Below are 15956 nucleotides of genomic sequence, written 5' to 3' on the forward strand. Positions count from 1 at the left end.
GTCATGCCGGATAAGAAGGGCGTGTCGCTTCGCGAGCGCCTGACCGGCCTCCTGCAGAGGGCGCGGGGCGAGCGTCGACGGGAATTGGAGGGGGATTTGAACTGCCCCCCTCTGCCCGCTGCACTGTCCTTCCTTTGGGAAATTTACCTTCGTCTACGGTCACGCAAGTCGACCGACGGCATGGGAAATGCGCAGCCTATTGAGTGGAGCGATTTCGACGCCTTCAATCGTTTATCCGGCTTGCGACTGCAACCTTGGGAAATCGAACTCCTTGAAACTCTCGATAACATTTACCTGAGGGCGCGTGCGGCGGCCTTGGTTGATTAACCCTTCCCCCCGAAAGATCATCAATGACGCAGGCTGTGACAGAGCTGATTGTCCGCGATGGCGGTTCGCTTGCCGTGCTCGATCGTTTCGAGACCGGCATGCAGGCCGCCGGCGCGGCAAGCGAAAAGTCGACCGGTGCAATTGACCGCTACAACGCCGCGATGACGAAGTTCGCGGAAGCGGAGCGGAAGGGGGCTGCTTTCACCACGCAGCGGGTCGAAAGGCTTACGGCCGAACAGCGCGCGATGGAGCGGTGGCAAGCCAAGCTTGATCAAGGGGCAGCTCTGGAAATCAAGCTTCGTCGAGAGGCGGAGCGTGCGGCAGTTGACGCCGCCAATGCTGTCGCTCTCGGATACACGACGCAAGAGCAGGCTTTGCGCACACTCATGGCCCTGGAGAAGAGCCACGCGGGCCAGTTAGCGCAAATCAGCAACGTTGCGCGATCCGGCGCCACAGTTGCGAACGATGCCATTCGGTCTCGAATCGCGGCGACTAACGATCTGACACAGGCAACAAACCGCCTTGCCGTTGCAAATGACAACGCGTCGAATACTGCGAACCTGGCTGCGCAGTTTCAAGATATTGGCGTGACGGCGGCGATGGGAATGAGCCCTCTGCAGATCGCGCTGCAGCAGGGCACTCAGATTTCGGCGGTTCTCGGTCCGATGGGCGCGGCGGGCGCCGTCCGCTCTCTTGGCGCCGCCTTTGCCTCGATCGTCAGCCCGGTTTCGCTGGTTACGATCGGGCTTGTCGCCGTGGCTGCCGCTGCAATCCAGTGGGTATCATCTTCTAAGGATGGGGCCGAAGACGCCGGAAAGGCGTTGGAGGAGCACAAGAAATGGCTCGACGCTCTCCTGTCGGGTTATGAAAGTGTGCAGAAGGCCGCGCGTGCCGCCAGCGATGAAGCCGCTCGTCTTCCGCAGGGCGTCGTCGAGATTGACCTCGCCGCCGGCCTTAAGCGCCAGGCCGAAGAGGCGGAAGCGCTTGACCAGAGGATCAGAGCCGCGCGCGAGAGTGCGCAGCAGCTTTTCTCCGATCTCAATAGCCCGTCTGCTCCAGTCGCCTTCGGCATCAACGAGGGTCCGGGGCTCGACGATTTGCGCCAGCAGGCGGCCTTCATTCGGGATCTCGGTCTATCGGCATCATCGAGCGCCAAGGAACTTGATGATGCGATGATTGCTGCGCGTGCGCTTTTCGAAGCGACCGATGATATGTCTGTCAAGGATGCGGCAGATAGCGTCTTCAATCTTGCGCGTGAGCTGCATGCTTTGCGCGCTCGTATGGAGGAGACGAAGGCAGCCCAGGATGCGCTCGCCAACACTTCGGGCGTTGCGGAAGCTCTGGAACGGGTCCGCGACCGCACGGTTGATCTCCGCACGGAAAAGGAAAAACTCGACGATCAGTTTCGTACCGATGCCATGGGCGCGCGGACGATTGGCGATCTGAATGCGCTGGTCTCGGCTTATGCCAGCATGGAGCGAGCCGCACAGGCCAGCGCCTGGGCGGTTGCGAACTCAGGTGACGCGGCCAAGGTGGCTGCCAGCCAGTACGGAACCGCAGCGGGTGCGGCCGGCGCTTATGCGAACGCCTTGTGGAAGCTGGGCAGCATCATTCCAGAGGTTGCGGCGGCGCAGACCGCTATGCTGGGCTTGCGTGATGCAGATGAAAGCTTGAACAAGGCGCGGACGGAGGCAGCTAACCTGCTTCAGGCGGGCGCGATCACGCAGGACGATTACAACAAGAAGCTCGACGAGGCTTCCAGCCTCTATCGTCGCGCGAAAGAGGAGATCACGGGTTTTTCCTCGGCGGAAAGCTCGCTGCAGAAAAAGGAACGTGCGGCCGCAATCGGCGCCATGGATGAACGCGCTGCTGCTGCGGCCCGCATCCGCGACGAATATGCCGATCTTGAAAAGGAGATCCGCAAATCCATTACCAACGGCCAAAGCGAGGCGGATGTAAATCTGCAGCTGCAGCGCGCCACTGCGGCTATGAATTCCGAACTGGACGCATCGACCAAGCATTTCGACGACATAGCTGCAAAGGCCGGCGAGCGCGGAGCCGCCAAAGATGTTCGCGACGCTGCGAAGGCAGCACGTGAAGCGGAGCGTGATTTTCGCAGCTTCGCAAATGATGCGGATCGCCTCGTTGAGCAGATGTTCCCAGGCGAGGCCGCCAGGCGCGAGGCTGAAGAACTGCTTTCGCTCATGAAGCAGTTTGGCGGACAGCTCGACGAGCTGCAGGCGAAAGCCGTCAATACTGAGATCCAGAACCTTTTCAAAGCGTCGGAAATGGGCGTCCGGCGTCTCGGTGACCGGACGGAAAGCCGGATGGCGGAGGCGGCAGAGGCGGTTGAGGGCACCTTGGGTTCAGTGCTGTCCGATCTGTTTTCGGAGCCGACGCGCGGCCTTGACGCTTTCGTCGACAAGATGATTTCGGCTTTCGCGCAACTCGGCCAGGCGAACCTTCAAAAGGCTTTCGATGGTTTGCTGGGTGGCGGCGGGAGCAGCGCGGGACGGTCGGGCCAATCTGCAGGCAATATCTTTTCGGGCCTGAAGGACGCGGTCAGTTCCCTCTTCGGAACGGGAATGACGAAGTCGTCATCGTTCGTCTCGACGCAGAGCAGGGCAGTTGCCGATGCGGCGGCCCGGGTCTCGACGCGGCCTGTCACGAACGTGTTGAGCGACCTTGGCTCATCGATCAAGAAGACAGCGACTGATCTGGGTGTATCGGCGCGCGATATCGCCGCCATCATCGGTTACGAAACCGGAGGCACCTATAACGCCTGGCAGAAGGGGCCGACGAGCAAATGGGGTGAGCATCGCGGACTGATCCAGTGGGGCGAGCCGCAGCGCCGGCAATATGGCGTTACGGCGCAGTCGACGGTTGCCGAGCAGATGGAGGCGGTCACCCGCTATTTGAAGAATGCCGGCGTTGAGCCTGGCATGGGATTGAAGGATCTCTATTCTGCGGTGAATGCCGGCCGGGTCGGACTTTACAATCGTATCGACGGCGCGACCACCGTCATGCAAAAGGTCGCCAACGATATTCCGAAGCACTACGCTTCGGCGGATCGCCTTCTCGGCACGGCTCCAGATATGAAATCGGCTGTTGCTGACGGCACGAAAAACGCGCTGACCGCTGTTGCATCCGCTCGCGTGGGCGCCGGAGCTGGCGACGGTTTTAACATCGTCGCAGGTCAGCCTGGTGGAACTGCGGGCGCAAGTCTCGGCGGCGCGGGGCTTGGCGGTGCACTCAATGCGGCGCTCGGCGGTTTCGGCCTCGGCGCGCAAACCGAAAATCCCGCCATGGGCGCGCTTGGTGGTGCAATCTCCGGCTTTTCCGCCGGCGGCCTGCCTGGCGCCATCATCGGCGGTATCGCCGGCTTCATCGGCGGCCTGTTCGGGAAGTCGCGCGCCAAGAAGAAAGAGCAGGCGCAGGCCCGCAACGAACTCAACAGCAACAAGACGGCGATCGAGGCTATCTTTGCGACGGGCGAGGGTCGCGGGATCGGCTCCGCCACGCAGGCTTATAACGAGTTTTACGACAAGACCGCCGAAATCGATATTGTCGCTCAAAAGGCCGGTGATGACGAGTTGGTCAAACGCCTGCGCGAGAACGTAAACAAGTTTTTCATCCTGCTGGAGAAGGATTTTCTAGCAAAATTCGATGGCATCATCGAAGCCTACAGCAGCGGCATGGGATCGAACAGCGCCTTCCTCCAGGGCGCTGCGGCAATGGAGCAGCTACGCGAAGAACTCAAGGATTTCGTGGCGGATGCGCAGACGTTCGGAGATTTGCAGATCTTTCACAATCGCGACCTCACGCCGGAGCAGCTTGCGGAACGGGTGAAGGAGGCGGAGCGGGCGGCGCAGCAAATGGTGCTGGCGACGATTGCCGGCGTTGATCAGCTGAGCGAAATGGAGACCGCGGTGTTGCATCTGCGCGGTTCCGCCGCTGCTGCCCAGGGCACGCTTGAACAGCTTGGGATGTCGGCAGAAGATGCTGCGGCCGGTATCGAGCAGGCGCTTGGGTCTGCCCTTGCAAAACTGCGCGATGGCTTCATGAAGGATATCACATCTTCTCTCAATCAGCTCTCGGGGGTTGGATACCTCAATGATATTCTTGATGCACAAGAGATCTACCAGCAGCGTCTGAAGAATTCGGCCGCGCTGGGTATCGATGGTTCTTATGCACTTCGCGAGCTTTCGCTGTCGCTCAAGGATATTGTCCTGTCGAGTGATCTGACAAAGGCAGAAATCGAGATTCTGTCCAAAGCGTTTCCACAATTGCAGTTTGCGATCAAAGGCTGGTCAGAGGACACCTTGAGCCTTGCGGGCGCGACGTCGCAATTGCAGGCTGCCTATGACAAGGAGGCGGATGCCCTTAATGATGTAATCGGCAGGACGAAAGCTTTTATTTCCTCGATCAAGCAGTTTCGAGAGGAAATGAAGCTGAATGATACGTCGCCGCTCGGCCCTCTCGAAAGGGTGAATGAGGCGGCTCGTCAGTTCCGCGAACTCGCCATACTCGCAATGACGGGGGATGAGGATGCTATTGGGCAGCTGACGCAGATCAGCCAGGAATACCTGGATGAGGCGCAGGCTTACTACACGTCGTCGGTAAAGTATTTCGAGATATGGAAAGAGGTCGACCGCACACTCTCGCAGGTGCAATCGGCGAGCGAGGGGAGCCTGTCCGAAGCCGAAAAACAACTCAAGTCGCTCGACGCGTCGGTTGCCGGCATTCTGAAGGTCGATGAAAGCGTGCTTTCGGTGAAAGACGCCTTGGCGCAATACAATACGACCCTCAATGCGAGCCTTGACGTCCTCAAAGACCAGATCGGCATGGTCGGCACCAATGCGATTACAGAGGCCTACCACAATACGCTCGGCCGCGATCCGGAGGCGGCCGGTCTGTCCTACTGGCAGCAGCAAGTCAAGGATGGCAAGTCTATCGATTGGGTGGAGGCTGCAATCGGCGACAGCCGCGAGGCAAAAATCAGGGCGCTCTACAAGTCGGTCATGGGACGCGATGTTGATGCAGCCGGTCTGAAATATTGGGTCGGAACGAACAAAAGCGTTTCTCAGATAGAGGCTGACCTGAAGTACGCGAAATCGATTGGAGCTTTCGCAAGCGGTGGCTTCCATGTCGGTGGACTTCGCATTGTCGGGGAGCGCGGGCCTGAGATCGAAGCGACAGGGCCGTCGCGCATCTGGAGCGCCGGCGAGACGCGAGCACTGTTCCAGGACAAAAACGGTGATCTTGTCGATGAGGTCAAGGGCTTGAGACAGGATAATGCCGAACTCCGCGTTGCCGTGCGGGAGTTGGCCAAAGCTGTTGCTTTTGCCGGGACAAGGCAAATCGAAGAACAGCAGAAGACGAATGCCAATCTCGCCGAAGTGAGCGGCGATCTGAAGCGCGCGAACGCGCGGTAACGACCACCGAAAAATCAGGAAACTGCCATGCCTCCGATCTACGATACGACGGTGAAGACCGCGCGCATGACTGCCACGCGGGATTCCGTTGCCAACGGTACGCTCGAAATCCTCTCCGCTGCAAATGTGGTGCTGGCCACCTTCGGCCTCGACGCAGACGGCGGCAGCGTTTCGGGCGATGTCTGGTCCTTGGAACTGGACGCTGCGACGGTCGCGGGTGAGGACGCGGCCGGCGCCGGCACGACGGCGACAAAGGGGCGCATCAAGAATTCCGGAGGAACGGTGAGAGTTACTGGGCTGACCGTGGGCGACCCGGCATCCAGCGCCGATATCAAGTTGATCAATACCTCCATTTCCGATGGGCAGGACGTCACGATCAACAGCGCACAGATCCAACACGCGCCTGATCCGGCTTGAGGTGACGGGATATGGTCAGCATTAAGCATGCGTTTGTCAGCGAGATTGAGGATGACCCGGCGGCCGAGGTGGCGGGCGAGATCCTCCCCAGCCACTGGAACGCCGATCTTGTAACAGCTATGGCAACAGCGATGTTGCTGGGCCGCACCACCGCCGGGACTGGAGAGATTGAGGAGCTTGATGCTTCTGCAGTACGAACGCTCCTTGAGTTGGTCAAAGGCACATCGGCAGGCAATATCCCTGTCCTCGATGGTAGCGGCAAGCTGCACACGTCGACCCTGCCGGCGCTTGCGATCACCGAAACCTTCGTCGTCAACAACCAATCATCGATGCTCGCCTTGTCCGCACAGCAGGGCGATGTGGCGATCCGCACTGATCTCAACAAGAGCTTCATTCTTTCCACCAACTCTCCAGGCACACTGGCGGATTGGAAAGAGCTGCTGACGCCGACAGATGCCGTCCTTTCCGTCGCCGGATTGACCGGTGCAATTTCTGCTGCCGGCCTCAAGACGGCGCTCGCCATCGCGGCCTCGGATGTCTCCGGTCTCGGCGCCCTTGCTCTACTGGCGACAATCAATAACGCCAACTGGTCTGGCGCGGATCTGTCGATTGCCAACGGCGGTACGGGCGCCAGTGATGCTGCCACGGCCTTTGGCAACCTGAAGCAGTCGGCCTCGGACACTGTGACGGGCGTCGTCGAGTTGGCAACGCCAGCGGAATTGAGGGCACGAACGGCCAACGTTGTTGCAACGCCCGAACAACTCGGCGCCACGAAGGCGGCTGTTGCGCTGGCCTACTCTACTACCAGGTCGTTGGTCTGGACCGATGGTTGGTATCGGACCTGCACGATGACCGGCAACATGACCCTTTCCAATCCGACGTCAGTCGAGGAAGGGGATACTATCATGATCCTGCTGGTCGCTAGTTCATCGACGGCCCGAACAATTTCATTTGGTACGAATTACAAGGGTGACCTGCCGACTGACACGGTAACAAACACCCGCAAAATCCTGCTGATCCTTACGGCGGCTTCAACAAGCGAAATCATCGTCAGCCATTTGGTGTATACATGATACTGCCTGGTTTCCCGGTCCCCCTCCTGAAAGGCCCTGGGTTCAACTATTCCGGCACATTTGCGAGTGACCGAGACGGATGGACGCAGGTCAGCGGCAGCTTCGCTCAAACGACGACTGCTGACGCCGTTCGGACTGCGCCGGGTGGCTGCCAAATGGCGACAGCGAGTAGTGGGTCTATCAACGGCGAAGGGCAATATACAATCCCGGCTGCGCGAGCAGGTGGATGCCATATCGACGTTTCGTTCTGGCATCGCGCGGTGAACTCAGTCGGCTCAGGTAACAATGTTGTCCTGCGATATCGGATCGCGGCGGGCTCATGGGTGACACTGGCATCCATCAGCAGCAACGCTGTCACAAGCTGGGCTCAGATGTCGGGCGGGTTTGACAATCCCGGCAATAATGACGTGACGATAAGTATCGTGCTTAGCGGGCCGGCCAGCGTGGATGCCCGCTTTATCGACGACTGGTCAATCGTCGGCACCCCTCTTTAAATTGGAGAAAACAATGACTCTCTATCTGGAGACGCCTGACGGTTTCGTGCCGTGGGCCGGCGAAGCAATCAATGACGTTCAGCATCCCTTGACGATCGAGCGGGTTTGGTCCGGCGACGAACTTGCGGCAATCGGCCTATATTTGCCCGCGCCTGCAGACCCCATTCCGCCCGGCAAGATGGCGACGGCAACGACCGTTGAGCGCGTCGATGGCGTCGTCAAATTCGTCGACATGCTTGCCGATGCGCCACCACCGCCTACTGACGACATCAACGCCGAACATGACCGTCGCGCAGCGACAGGCAGGGTGTTTGCGGTAGCGGGATATGGGGACGTCGCCCTGGAGGGCTCGGCCGGCACACAGATGGTGTTGCTCGCGCTGAAGGATACCGCCCGCGACATGGTGGCGGTCGGATATTCTGAGCCGGTGCTGATGTTCACCGACCGAGACAACATCGATCGCCATCTGACGCCGGAACAGGTCATTGAGCTTGTCGATGCCGGCAAGATCTACATGCAGGCGCTCCATGCTGCCAAGCGGTCGCTCAAGGCCATGGACCCGATACCGGCGGATTTCGCCGACGATCAGTGGTGGCCCCCGGCCGCCTGACCAGACCTGATAAGGGGTAGCGATGGCTTTTCAGTCAGGCGCCTTCCAGTCGACCGCATTCCAGGGCGAGCCGACTGGCGGGACCATGTTTGCTCGCGAGATCGGTGATGATGTCGTCACGATCATCGCGTCCTCGGTTGTCACCGGGGCGCTGGCTGCGGTGGAGAGCGGGAGCGATACTTTCGCGGCCTCCGGCGGGCCTGTCGTCTCCGGCGCTCTGGCCGCTGTCGAGGTGGGCGCAGACGTTTTCACCAGTGTCCCTGCGTCTGGCGCCATGTTCGCCCGTGAAATTGGGGCAGACGTCTTTACCGGAGAGGGTGATAGCGACGGCAACATCATCATCATCCCTCGGGACATCGAAGGTGGCACGGCGTATCTGCTCGAAATGGCGGGAGCTGACCCTGAAACCGGCGATCCGGTTAATGTCTACTTTTCCTCGGACGGCTTCAACACGCTTCCGACCGATACGCCTGCCAACACGCATTATTCCGGCCGAATGAAAGTGCCGGGCAATTACGAGCGGACGCTGTTTGGCGTGGGAACAACATCGGGGGAGATGAGTGTCGGTGTCGGCGTGGTCGAGCTGAGTAACATGGATGGTGAGCTTGATTATCTCCGAAGGCTTGCTTTCGACGGGTACGCGCTGCGCATACTGGCAATTCCGCGCCTTAACCCGAAATATGTTGATGCCGTCCTCGTCTTTACCGGAACAGTCGAGCAGGTTGAGTTGTCCTGGGAAAGGGCGTCGATCCGTATTCGTGACCGGCTTGCGGAGATCGACAAGCCCCTGCAACCCGTGACCTATGCTGGGACGACGATCAGCGGCGGGATGAACGAAGCGGAGGGCAGGCCGGAAGATCTCAAGGGGTCGCACAAGCCGACAGCCTGGGGCGCGCCACAGCAGATCGGACCGATCAACAGCAATCAGTTTGATCTCATTTTCGACATTGCCCAGAACGGCCTGCAGAGCGTCGGAACGATTCGCGACAAAGGGGTGGCGCTGACACCGACCGGCGTCAATTATGCCACGACAGCATTGTTGCGCGCTGCATCTGTGGCGGAAGGGCGGTATTCAACCTGCCTTGTCAATGGTCAGATCAAGACCGGCAGCAAGCCAATCGGTCAGTTGACGTCCGCACCGCTTGAAGGGGCGAATGCCGCGGCGCGCACTGCAGCCCAAATCGCTAGGCGGATGCTGCTGCGTATGGGATTTGTCGAGGGGGCGGCTTTCCTGGCATCTGATATTGCCGCTCTCGATGGGCTGAATGATGCCGTAGTGGGATACTGGACCGGGACTGACGAGGTCGCCGCGCTTACGACGGTCGGCGACGTTCTGAACTCGATTGGGGCGATGATCTCGCCAAACCGGCTCGGTGTATTTCGGATGTTTCGCCTGGATGCGCCGTCTGGATTTCCGAAAGCCGTGCTGACCAGGGCGGAAATCATCGAAACCTCGACGAGAGGTATTCAGTTGCTTGCCACCGGCGATGAGGGCAAGGGAGTTCCGTCGTGGAAGGTGACGATCAAATACGCGAAGAACTGGGTCGAAATGACCCGTAGCGATCTTGGAACGGATGCGCCGGATGCCTTCAAAAGTTTCGCGGAACTCGAATGGCGCACTGCGATTGCCACTGATGAGGCTGTCAAGGCGATTCACAAACTGTCGCCGGAATTAACATTCGAGACCTACCTCGTTAGTGAGGCCGATGCGCTCGCCGAAGCAGCGCGCCGACTTTCAATGCATTCCGTGGCGCGCGATCGCTTTGTGGTGACGGTCAAATCCTACTTGGTCGAGCGCGTCGATCTTGGTGACGTTGTGCGTCTGCAACTCGATCGCTTTGGGCTCGATGCCGGCAAGGATTTCGCAGTCATCGGCATCACCGAGAACCTCGATACACGAAACACAACGCTCGATCTCTGGGGTTGATATGGCCAATTTGATGCTTTGTTATCCGAATCGCATCGGCAGCGCGGTGCTTTCCGGAGGCGCATGGGTGGAGGCGCTTCCGCTTGCGAACTTGCAGGACCGGGCGCTTGCCAAGGTGGCGCGGTCCATCGACCTGGCGCTCACGTCAACGACGTTCGTCATCGATTTTCAGCAGGACCGACCGATCCGGATCGTGGCCTTCGTCGCCCACAATTTCACGCTCGGTGGGCGCATCCATTTGGAGTTTTCGAACGAGGACGATTTTTCGGAACTGCTGCTGGATCTCTGGGCTGACGCCTGGCCCGGCGTGGGCGATGCGGATTGGGACCTGGATTCCCTGGAGTGGGAAAACGACAATTATTGGCTTGGCACCTATCTACAAGAGGATATCGAAGGCCAAACGCCGGTTGCGCCGGTCCTACTCGATGAGGAGGTAAATGCCCGATATCTCCGGGTGACGATCGACGATCAGTTCAACCCGGCGAGTTTCGTCGATATCGGCCGCGTCTTCGTCGGGACCTCCTTTCTTGAGCCTCGGATCAACTATGCCTGGGGCTCGACGCTTGGATATGAGGATGCGACAGGCATCGACACATCGTTGTCAGGCGCTGAATTCTTTGATCGCCGCGAACCGATACGCGTCATGCGCTTTACCTTGGGACATCTCTCCCAGGATGAGGGATACGGGCGCGCGCTGGAGATGGTTCGTCGAGCTGGTGTTTCGGGAGAGATCTTCGTGATCGCCGACCCCGGTGATCAGATATACGGGGCGTCTCGCAACTTTCTGGGCCGATTACGCCAGCTCTCTCCGCTTGAGCAGATCGCCTTGTCCTCGGCGGACGGCCCACTGAACTCCATGGCATTCGAAATCAAGGAGCTGCGATAATGTCGCTACCCGAAACTCCCGACTACCCGGAAACCGAAGCAACCTTGCTCTCGGAGGTCAACGGGAACCCGTATAATGCCTTGACCAATCCGAAAGGTCTCGCAAAAGGCGGTCATCGCCAGAACTGGAACCCGGCGATGAACGCCGTCTCTACGGTGGCCGGATGGATCAATGGTGTTCTGGATTTCATCGCAGCGGCTGTCGACCAGGTGGCGGAAGATGCAGCAAGTGCTGCGGCCGGATCAGGCACGGAATCAAGTGTCGCCGACATTCGTGCAGGCACAAGCGCGCAGTATCTATCGATCCGCCGGGTTTATGACGCCGGCGCGCCCGTCGCGCTCACGGACGCCGCGTCGATCGCGTGGGACATTGAGGCAGGCATCAATTTCGACGTGACGATTGGCGCCGCTGGCCGTGCGCTTGCAAACCCGACAGGCAAGGTCGCGAACAAATCGGGCATCCTGAGTGTCATCCAGGGTAGCGGCGGAAACAAAACCATTACCAACTGGGGCACCGATTATAAGTGGTTCGGCCCGCAGCCGTCGTGGCCGACATCTGCCGGCGCCGTCACCATGATCACCTATTTCGTGCGAGCCAACGGCGAGGTTTGGCTCACCTGGGGCGGCAACAAGACATGATCATATTTCCTATGCCGTTCATCGGGCGCAACACGGAATATAAGGGCAGCATCACTCACGTTGCCCTTGCGACGCCGCTTGTCGGCGGGGCGCCGGTGACGACGCGAACCCTCGAATATCGCGTCTCCGATGGAGGTCTTGTCTACACCCGTATTATACCGGGGGGCGACATCGTCCAGTATACGCAGCAGGGGCTGCCGGGCGAGCTTGGGGCATTCAACTGCACCAAGGCCATTGTACACGGCGGCAAGATCTATTTCGTCGGATGGATTACGGATGGCGCAAGCTTCCAGCGCGCCGCAGTGTTCGTGTCGCCGAATGGCCGGGACATCAACCGTTCGAAGACGCCGATCGATGGCGTCAAGGGAGCCTCATTCAAGCGTTTCGTCGATGGTGTGTCTTTTGGCGGCCAGCTTGTGTTGCTGTGTAGCACCGGTGAGCTTGCTGTCACGACCAATGGCGACAGCTGGACATCGTATGCTGATAAAGGGTTTGCGGCGGACGCGCAATCGATTGCTGCCGGGACGGGTGTGCTCGTGGGTGTTGGCGATGGCGGCGCTGCGCTCTCGGGCGCGTCAGCGTCGGCCGCATGGACCGCTCGCGATCTCGGCTTTGCCGGAACCGATGCGCAAGTGGTGCAGGGCGGAAACGTGCTTGCGGCGTTCGGGACCGGCAAGATTGCCACTGCCGCACTCAATAATCCGGCCACATGGACGTTGCGCACTGATCCGGTCGGCGGCGTCTTTGACTGGGTCGGATACAAGTCTGGACGATGGTTCGCGTCCGGCACTGGTGGAAAGTGGCTCACCTCGACGGACGGCACATCCTATTCATCGCCGGTCGGCAAGCCTATGCCAGGTACGGAGCGTGTGCGCAGCGGATATTGGGACGGTACGCGTTGGCTGATTTTTCTGTCTGACGGCACGCTGGCGATTAGCACCAATGATACGTCGTGGACACGCCCGGGCGATACCGGTCTAGCTGGGTTCAGCTACTACGCCTCTGCCAAGCTCGGCTAGAGGCAAAAAAGACCCTGCCGAAGCAGGGTCCAATACTCTTTACCGATCATTGGCCGGTCAGCCAAAAGATATTCGCAGATTATAGGTTAATGAGCGGTTTCCAGAGCCTTTGATTAAGAAAAAGTGCTGTAACAAAGGGTGCCGCAACGATGGCCGTTCCAACGAGACAGGCCATAAACAGCCTGATGCGATTAATCTTTCGAGTTCTTTCGCCGTCCCAATCGTAAGCCATCATGCTTTCCCCAACTTAGAACCGGATCATCCGACAGAGGAATGTTGATTGGTCTGCGGATAATTATCAATTGCGAAATCTAACCCTTCATCGTTTCCAACCTCATCGCGGCATGTGCATGTAGAGTAGGGCATTGCCATCCTTGTTGCCGCAGCGCCGGCAGTTCATCTTAGCAGCCAGCGCCTTCGTGGTGAGGTCGGGCATTGATTTCAGGAATGGCCGGACATCGAGATAATGGATGCGTCCGCAGCGGCAGGCTGCGAATATCGCGTAGTTGGACGGCACCTCACGCAGATGAATTTCCGGAAGGCGATCCATGTCATTCGGGATGCTAAACCGCAGCTGATCGGACGGGTTTCTGATGTCGAGGAATTCGCATTGTATCAGGCAGCGTTTCCATGATGCTGTTTCAGCGATGCGTTCGCATCCGACCAGGCGCGCCACCATACCCGGCACGGACTTTTCCGCGATATCGCCTTCCTGAGCCAGGATGTCGTCAACTCGGTAGGCCTTCCGGAGATCGCAGCGGCTGCAGGTCAGTCTAGCGCCTTTGCCCTTGTGCGCCGACAGCCAGCGAACGTTGACGGAAAACCACGGCGGAAAAGTCTCGTCATCCATAAATCACCTCGCATGGATGACCGGCCGCATCGGTCTTTTGTTCTTTAATTGTTCTCAATCCAACAAGAGTCAACCCATCAGGAGAAGGCAATGGCCGATATCATTTCGGGCGATCAGTTGCGCGCTATCGCGAAGGGCAAGGTCAACGAGAGCAACATGACGTCAGTGTTGATCGCCCTCAACACTTACGGCGCTCGCTATGGCCTCGACAGGCCGCACCGTCTGGCGCAATTTCTGGCGCAGATCATGCATGAAAGCGGATCGTTTCGGTATGACCGTGAAATCTGGGGGCCGACGCCGGCGCAGGATCGTTATGACGTCCGCACTGATCTCGGCAACACGCCTGCGCGTGATGGTGACGGAAAGAAATACGCCGGCCGTGGCCCGCTGCAGGTGACCGGAAAAGCCAACGTCGCTGAATTCTACAATTGGTGTGTGCGCACCATCGGCGGCGCAGTGCCGAATTTCGTCAGCAATCCGGACCTGATCAACACTGATCCCTGGGAGGGGCTGTCTGCGCTCTGGTATTGGGATACACGCAAACTCAACAGCTGGGCCGATCAGGGCGATATCGAAACCGTTACCAAGCGCGTCAATGGCGGCAAAAATGGCCTGCCGGATCGCATCGACTATTACGGTCGAGCCGCACTCGTCCTGCTCGGTTACAAGGCGGATACCGTCGAGGCGTTTCAGGTGGCGGCGCAGCGCAACGGGCAATACAAAGGCGCGGTTGACGGCGATGTCGGCCCCAAGACGCGAGCGGCATTGCACCTCGCCCTGGTCGCCTTGTCGGACGCGGCGATCGCCAGCCCGAAAGTAAAGGCCGCGCCGGTGGTCGAGGAGACTGCGGTCGCTGTTGTGCCTGATGCCATCGATAAGCCGACGTCGAAGACCTTTGGCTTCTGGGATCGCATCCTCTCGATCGGCGGCGTCATCGGCATGGGTGGCTTTTCTTTCCTCTCCGACTGGCGGTCCGTCGTTGCGATCGGCGCGGTCGTCGTGGTGCTGCTGATCGTAGGCCTAGTGCTGCACGATCGCCTGATTTCGACGGCGCGTAAGATCAAGGCCGCCGTCGAGGGCGGCGCGAGATGATCCCTTCTTTGCCGTACGGCAGAATATTCGTGACGTGCGCGGTGATCGTCGCGCTCGTCGTCGTGGCAACGAGCATTTGGCAGGATGGCGCCGACAGTGTGCGCACAGCCGTTGAAAGGCAAAACAATGCATCAGGTGATCAATCGGACAGTGCTCGCTCTGATTTTGACCTATGTGTCGATGGGGGCGGCGTGTGGAACTACCGCGCCAGCAAGTGTGCCCGGCCTCCGGCGGGTCGTCGGTACTGATCTGATCGGCGCCCATGGCGCAACGCCCGCCGATCAGCGCAAGATCAACCGCACCGTCGTCGGTATCTGCGCGGCGAAGGTCTGGACTGCCGACGAGTGTGGCCGACATGGGGAGGCGACACAGTGATCGTCCTCCGTGCCGTTTACCAGGGGGTGGCAGACCACTTCCCGTTTCGGTGGTCCGAATGGGTAATGTTGTGGCCGTCGTTTGGGATGTGGATCGTATTGCAGGTTGATCCCAACATGTTTGCAACATCTCCCTCGTTTCACGCGCTCGCCTCTTGGGGCAATGAGGGGCAATGGGCCATCGTGCTGGCGGCTTGTGGCGTTTGCCGACTGACGGCGCTCACGATCAACGGAACGTTTCGAGGCTTTGCCTACTCCCCGCACATTCGAGCGGCGGCATCCATTATCGGCGCCCTGGTATGGTCGCAAGTGAGCCTTGGCTTTCTCCTCTCATACTTCGGCGGCGGGGCTTTATCCGGCGCTATCATATGGTCGACATTGGTGTTGGTGGAGGTTGTCAACATCCACCGCTCCTGGGCGGATATCAGCAGGCATCGGCAAGGGCATGGATAATGGACTGGGCAGCGCTGGACTACGAAAAGATCGCCAACGCCATCGTCATTCTGGTTATTGGCCTCGCTACCGGGCTAGGCATCCGATCAGGCAGAAGATCCGCACAAGCCGCAGCGCCGGCAGAACGTGCTGTTGAGGTTGCCGGCGCATTGATTGACAGCTCGTCGGCCAAGGAATTGACAGCTGCGATCGAGGCCCAAACAATGGAAATGATCAACGGCAGGAAAACGCAAGAGCGCGCGGCCGACGCGCTCGGAAAGAAGATTGAGGATTTGACTGACAAGGTCGGCGCGCTGATTGTCGAGGTAGCTCGGCGGCACTGAATTCGTCGGGAGATCTATCCGTATGGTATCTGACGCTC

General features: G+C 59.3%; 15 protein-coding genes. 14 read left to right on the forward strand and 1 reads right to left on the reverse strand.

Features of this window, described 5'->3' with window-relative positions; all coding sequences use genetic code 11:
* The first annotated feature begins 3 nt into the window (after positions 1-3).
* From DEM27_RS00175 to DEM27_RS00220, 10 genes are all read left to right on the forward strand, one after another.
* Complete coding sequence (locus DEM27_RS00175; protein ID WP_109456181.1) at positions 4-327, forward strand: phage tail assembly chaperone; 324 nt, start codon at positions 4-6, stop codon at positions 325-327.
* Positions 328-350: 23 nt separating this feature from the next.
* A complete protein-coding gene (locus tag DEM27_RS00180) occupies positions 351-5762 on the forward strand; it encodes a phage tail length tape measure family protein (RefSeq protein WP_109456182.1) in 5412 nt (1803 codons plus the stop codon).
* 27 nt (positions 5763-5789) lie between these two features.
* Positions 5790-6179 carry a hypothetical protein gene (locus tag DEM27_RS00185; protein ID WP_109456183.1) on the forward strand — a complete coding sequence of 130 codons (390 nt, stop codon included), beginning with the start codon at positions 5790-5792 and terminating at the stop codon, positions 6177-6179.
* Between the two features lie 11 nt (positions 6180-6190).
* Positions 6191-7252, forward strand: coding sequence for a hypothetical protein (locus tag DEM27_RS00190; RefSeq protein WP_109456184.1), 1062 nt, complete (start codon positions 6191-6193; stop codon positions 7250-7252).
* A 155-nt stretch (positions 7253-7407) separates the two neighbouring features.
* Positions 7408-7746: a hypothetical protein gene (locus tag DEM27_RS00195; protein ID WP_128755406.1), complete on the forward strand. Its 339-nt coding sequence runs from the start codon at positions 7408-7410 to the stop codon at positions 7744-7746.
* A gap of 13 nt (positions 7747-7759) precedes the next feature.
* Positions 7760-8356, forward strand: a complete 597-nt coding sequence (locus DEM27_RS00200; protein WP_109456186.1) for a DUF4376 domain-containing protein — start codon at positions 7760-7762, stop codon at positions 8354-8356.
* A gap of 22 nt (positions 8357-8378) precedes the next feature.
* Positions 8379-10283, forward strand: coding sequence for a hypothetical protein (locus DEM27_RS00205; RefSeq protein ID WP_109456187.1), 1905 nt, complete (start codon positions 8379-8381; stop codon positions 10281-10283).
* A gap of 1 nt (position 10284) precedes the next feature.
* A complete protein-coding gene (locus DEM27_RS00210) occupies positions 10285-11169 on the forward strand; it encodes a hypothetical protein (RefSeq protein ID WP_109456188.1) in 885 nt (294 codons plus the stop codon).
* On the forward strand, positions 11169-11807 hold the full coding sequence (locus tag DEM27_RS00215; protein WP_109456189.1) for a hypothetical protein: 639 nt from the start codon (positions 11169-11171) through the stop codon (positions 11805-11807). Before DEM27_RS00210 ends, DEM27_RS00215 begins: the two co-directional genes overlap by 1 nt.
* Positions 11804-12826 (forward strand): hypothetical protein, encoded by a 1023-nt coding sequence (locus tag DEM27_RS00220; RefSeq protein ID WP_109456190.1) that lies wholly within the window; start codon positions 11804-11806, stop codon positions 12824-12826. The genes DEM27_RS00215 and DEM27_RS00220 overlap by 4 nt, the downstream gene beginning before the upstream one ends.
* A 334-nt stretch (positions 12827-13160) precedes the next feature.
* On the opposite strand, the gene DEM27_RS00225 is transcribed toward DEM27_RS00220, so the two are convergent.
* On the reverse strand, positions 13161-13676 hold the full coding sequence (locus DEM27_RS00225) for a hypothetical protein (RefSeq protein WP_109456191.1): 516 nt from the start codon (positions 13674-13676) through the stop codon (positions 13161-13163).
* Between the two features lie 90 nt (positions 13677-13766).
* On the opposite strand from DEM27_RS00225, the gene DEM27_RS00230 reads away from it, so the two are divergent.
* The 4 genes from DEM27_RS00230 (at position 13767) to DEM27_RS00245 (ending at position 15918) form a co-directional block, all read left to right on the forward strand.
* The gene (locus DEM27_RS00230) at positions 13767-14768 is read left to right on the forward strand and encodes a glycoside hydrolase family 19 protein (RefSeq protein ID WP_109456192.1); all 1002 of its coding nucleotides are present in this window, start codon (positions 13767-13769) and stop codon (positions 14766-14768) included.
* A gap of 126 nt (positions 14769-14894) precedes the next feature.
* A complete protein-coding gene (locus DEM27_RS00235) occupies positions 14895-15143 on the forward strand; it encodes a hypothetical protein (protein ID WP_109456193.1) in 249 nt (82 codons plus the stop codon).
* The gene (locus DEM27_RS00240; RefSeq protein ID WP_109456194.1) at positions 15140-15595 is read left to right on the forward strand and encodes a hypothetical protein; all 456 of its coding nucleotides are present in this window, start codon (positions 15140-15142) and stop codon (positions 15593-15595) included. The genes DEM27_RS00235 and DEM27_RS00240 overlap by 4 nt, the downstream gene beginning before the upstream one ends.
* Complete coding sequence (locus DEM27_RS00245; RefSeq protein WP_109456195.1) at positions 15595-15918, forward strand: hypothetical protein; 324 nt, start codon at positions 15595-15597, stop codon at positions 15916-15918. Before DEM27_RS00240 ends, DEM27_RS00245 begins: the two co-directional genes overlap by 1 nt.
* Positions 15919-15956 lie beyond the last annotated feature (38 nt).

Source organism: Rhizobium album (assembly GCF_003122325.1).
GTDB classification, from domain to species: domain Bacteria; phylum Pseudomonadota; class Alphaproteobacteria; order Rhizobiales; family Rhizobiaceae; genus Metarhizobium; species Metarhizobium album.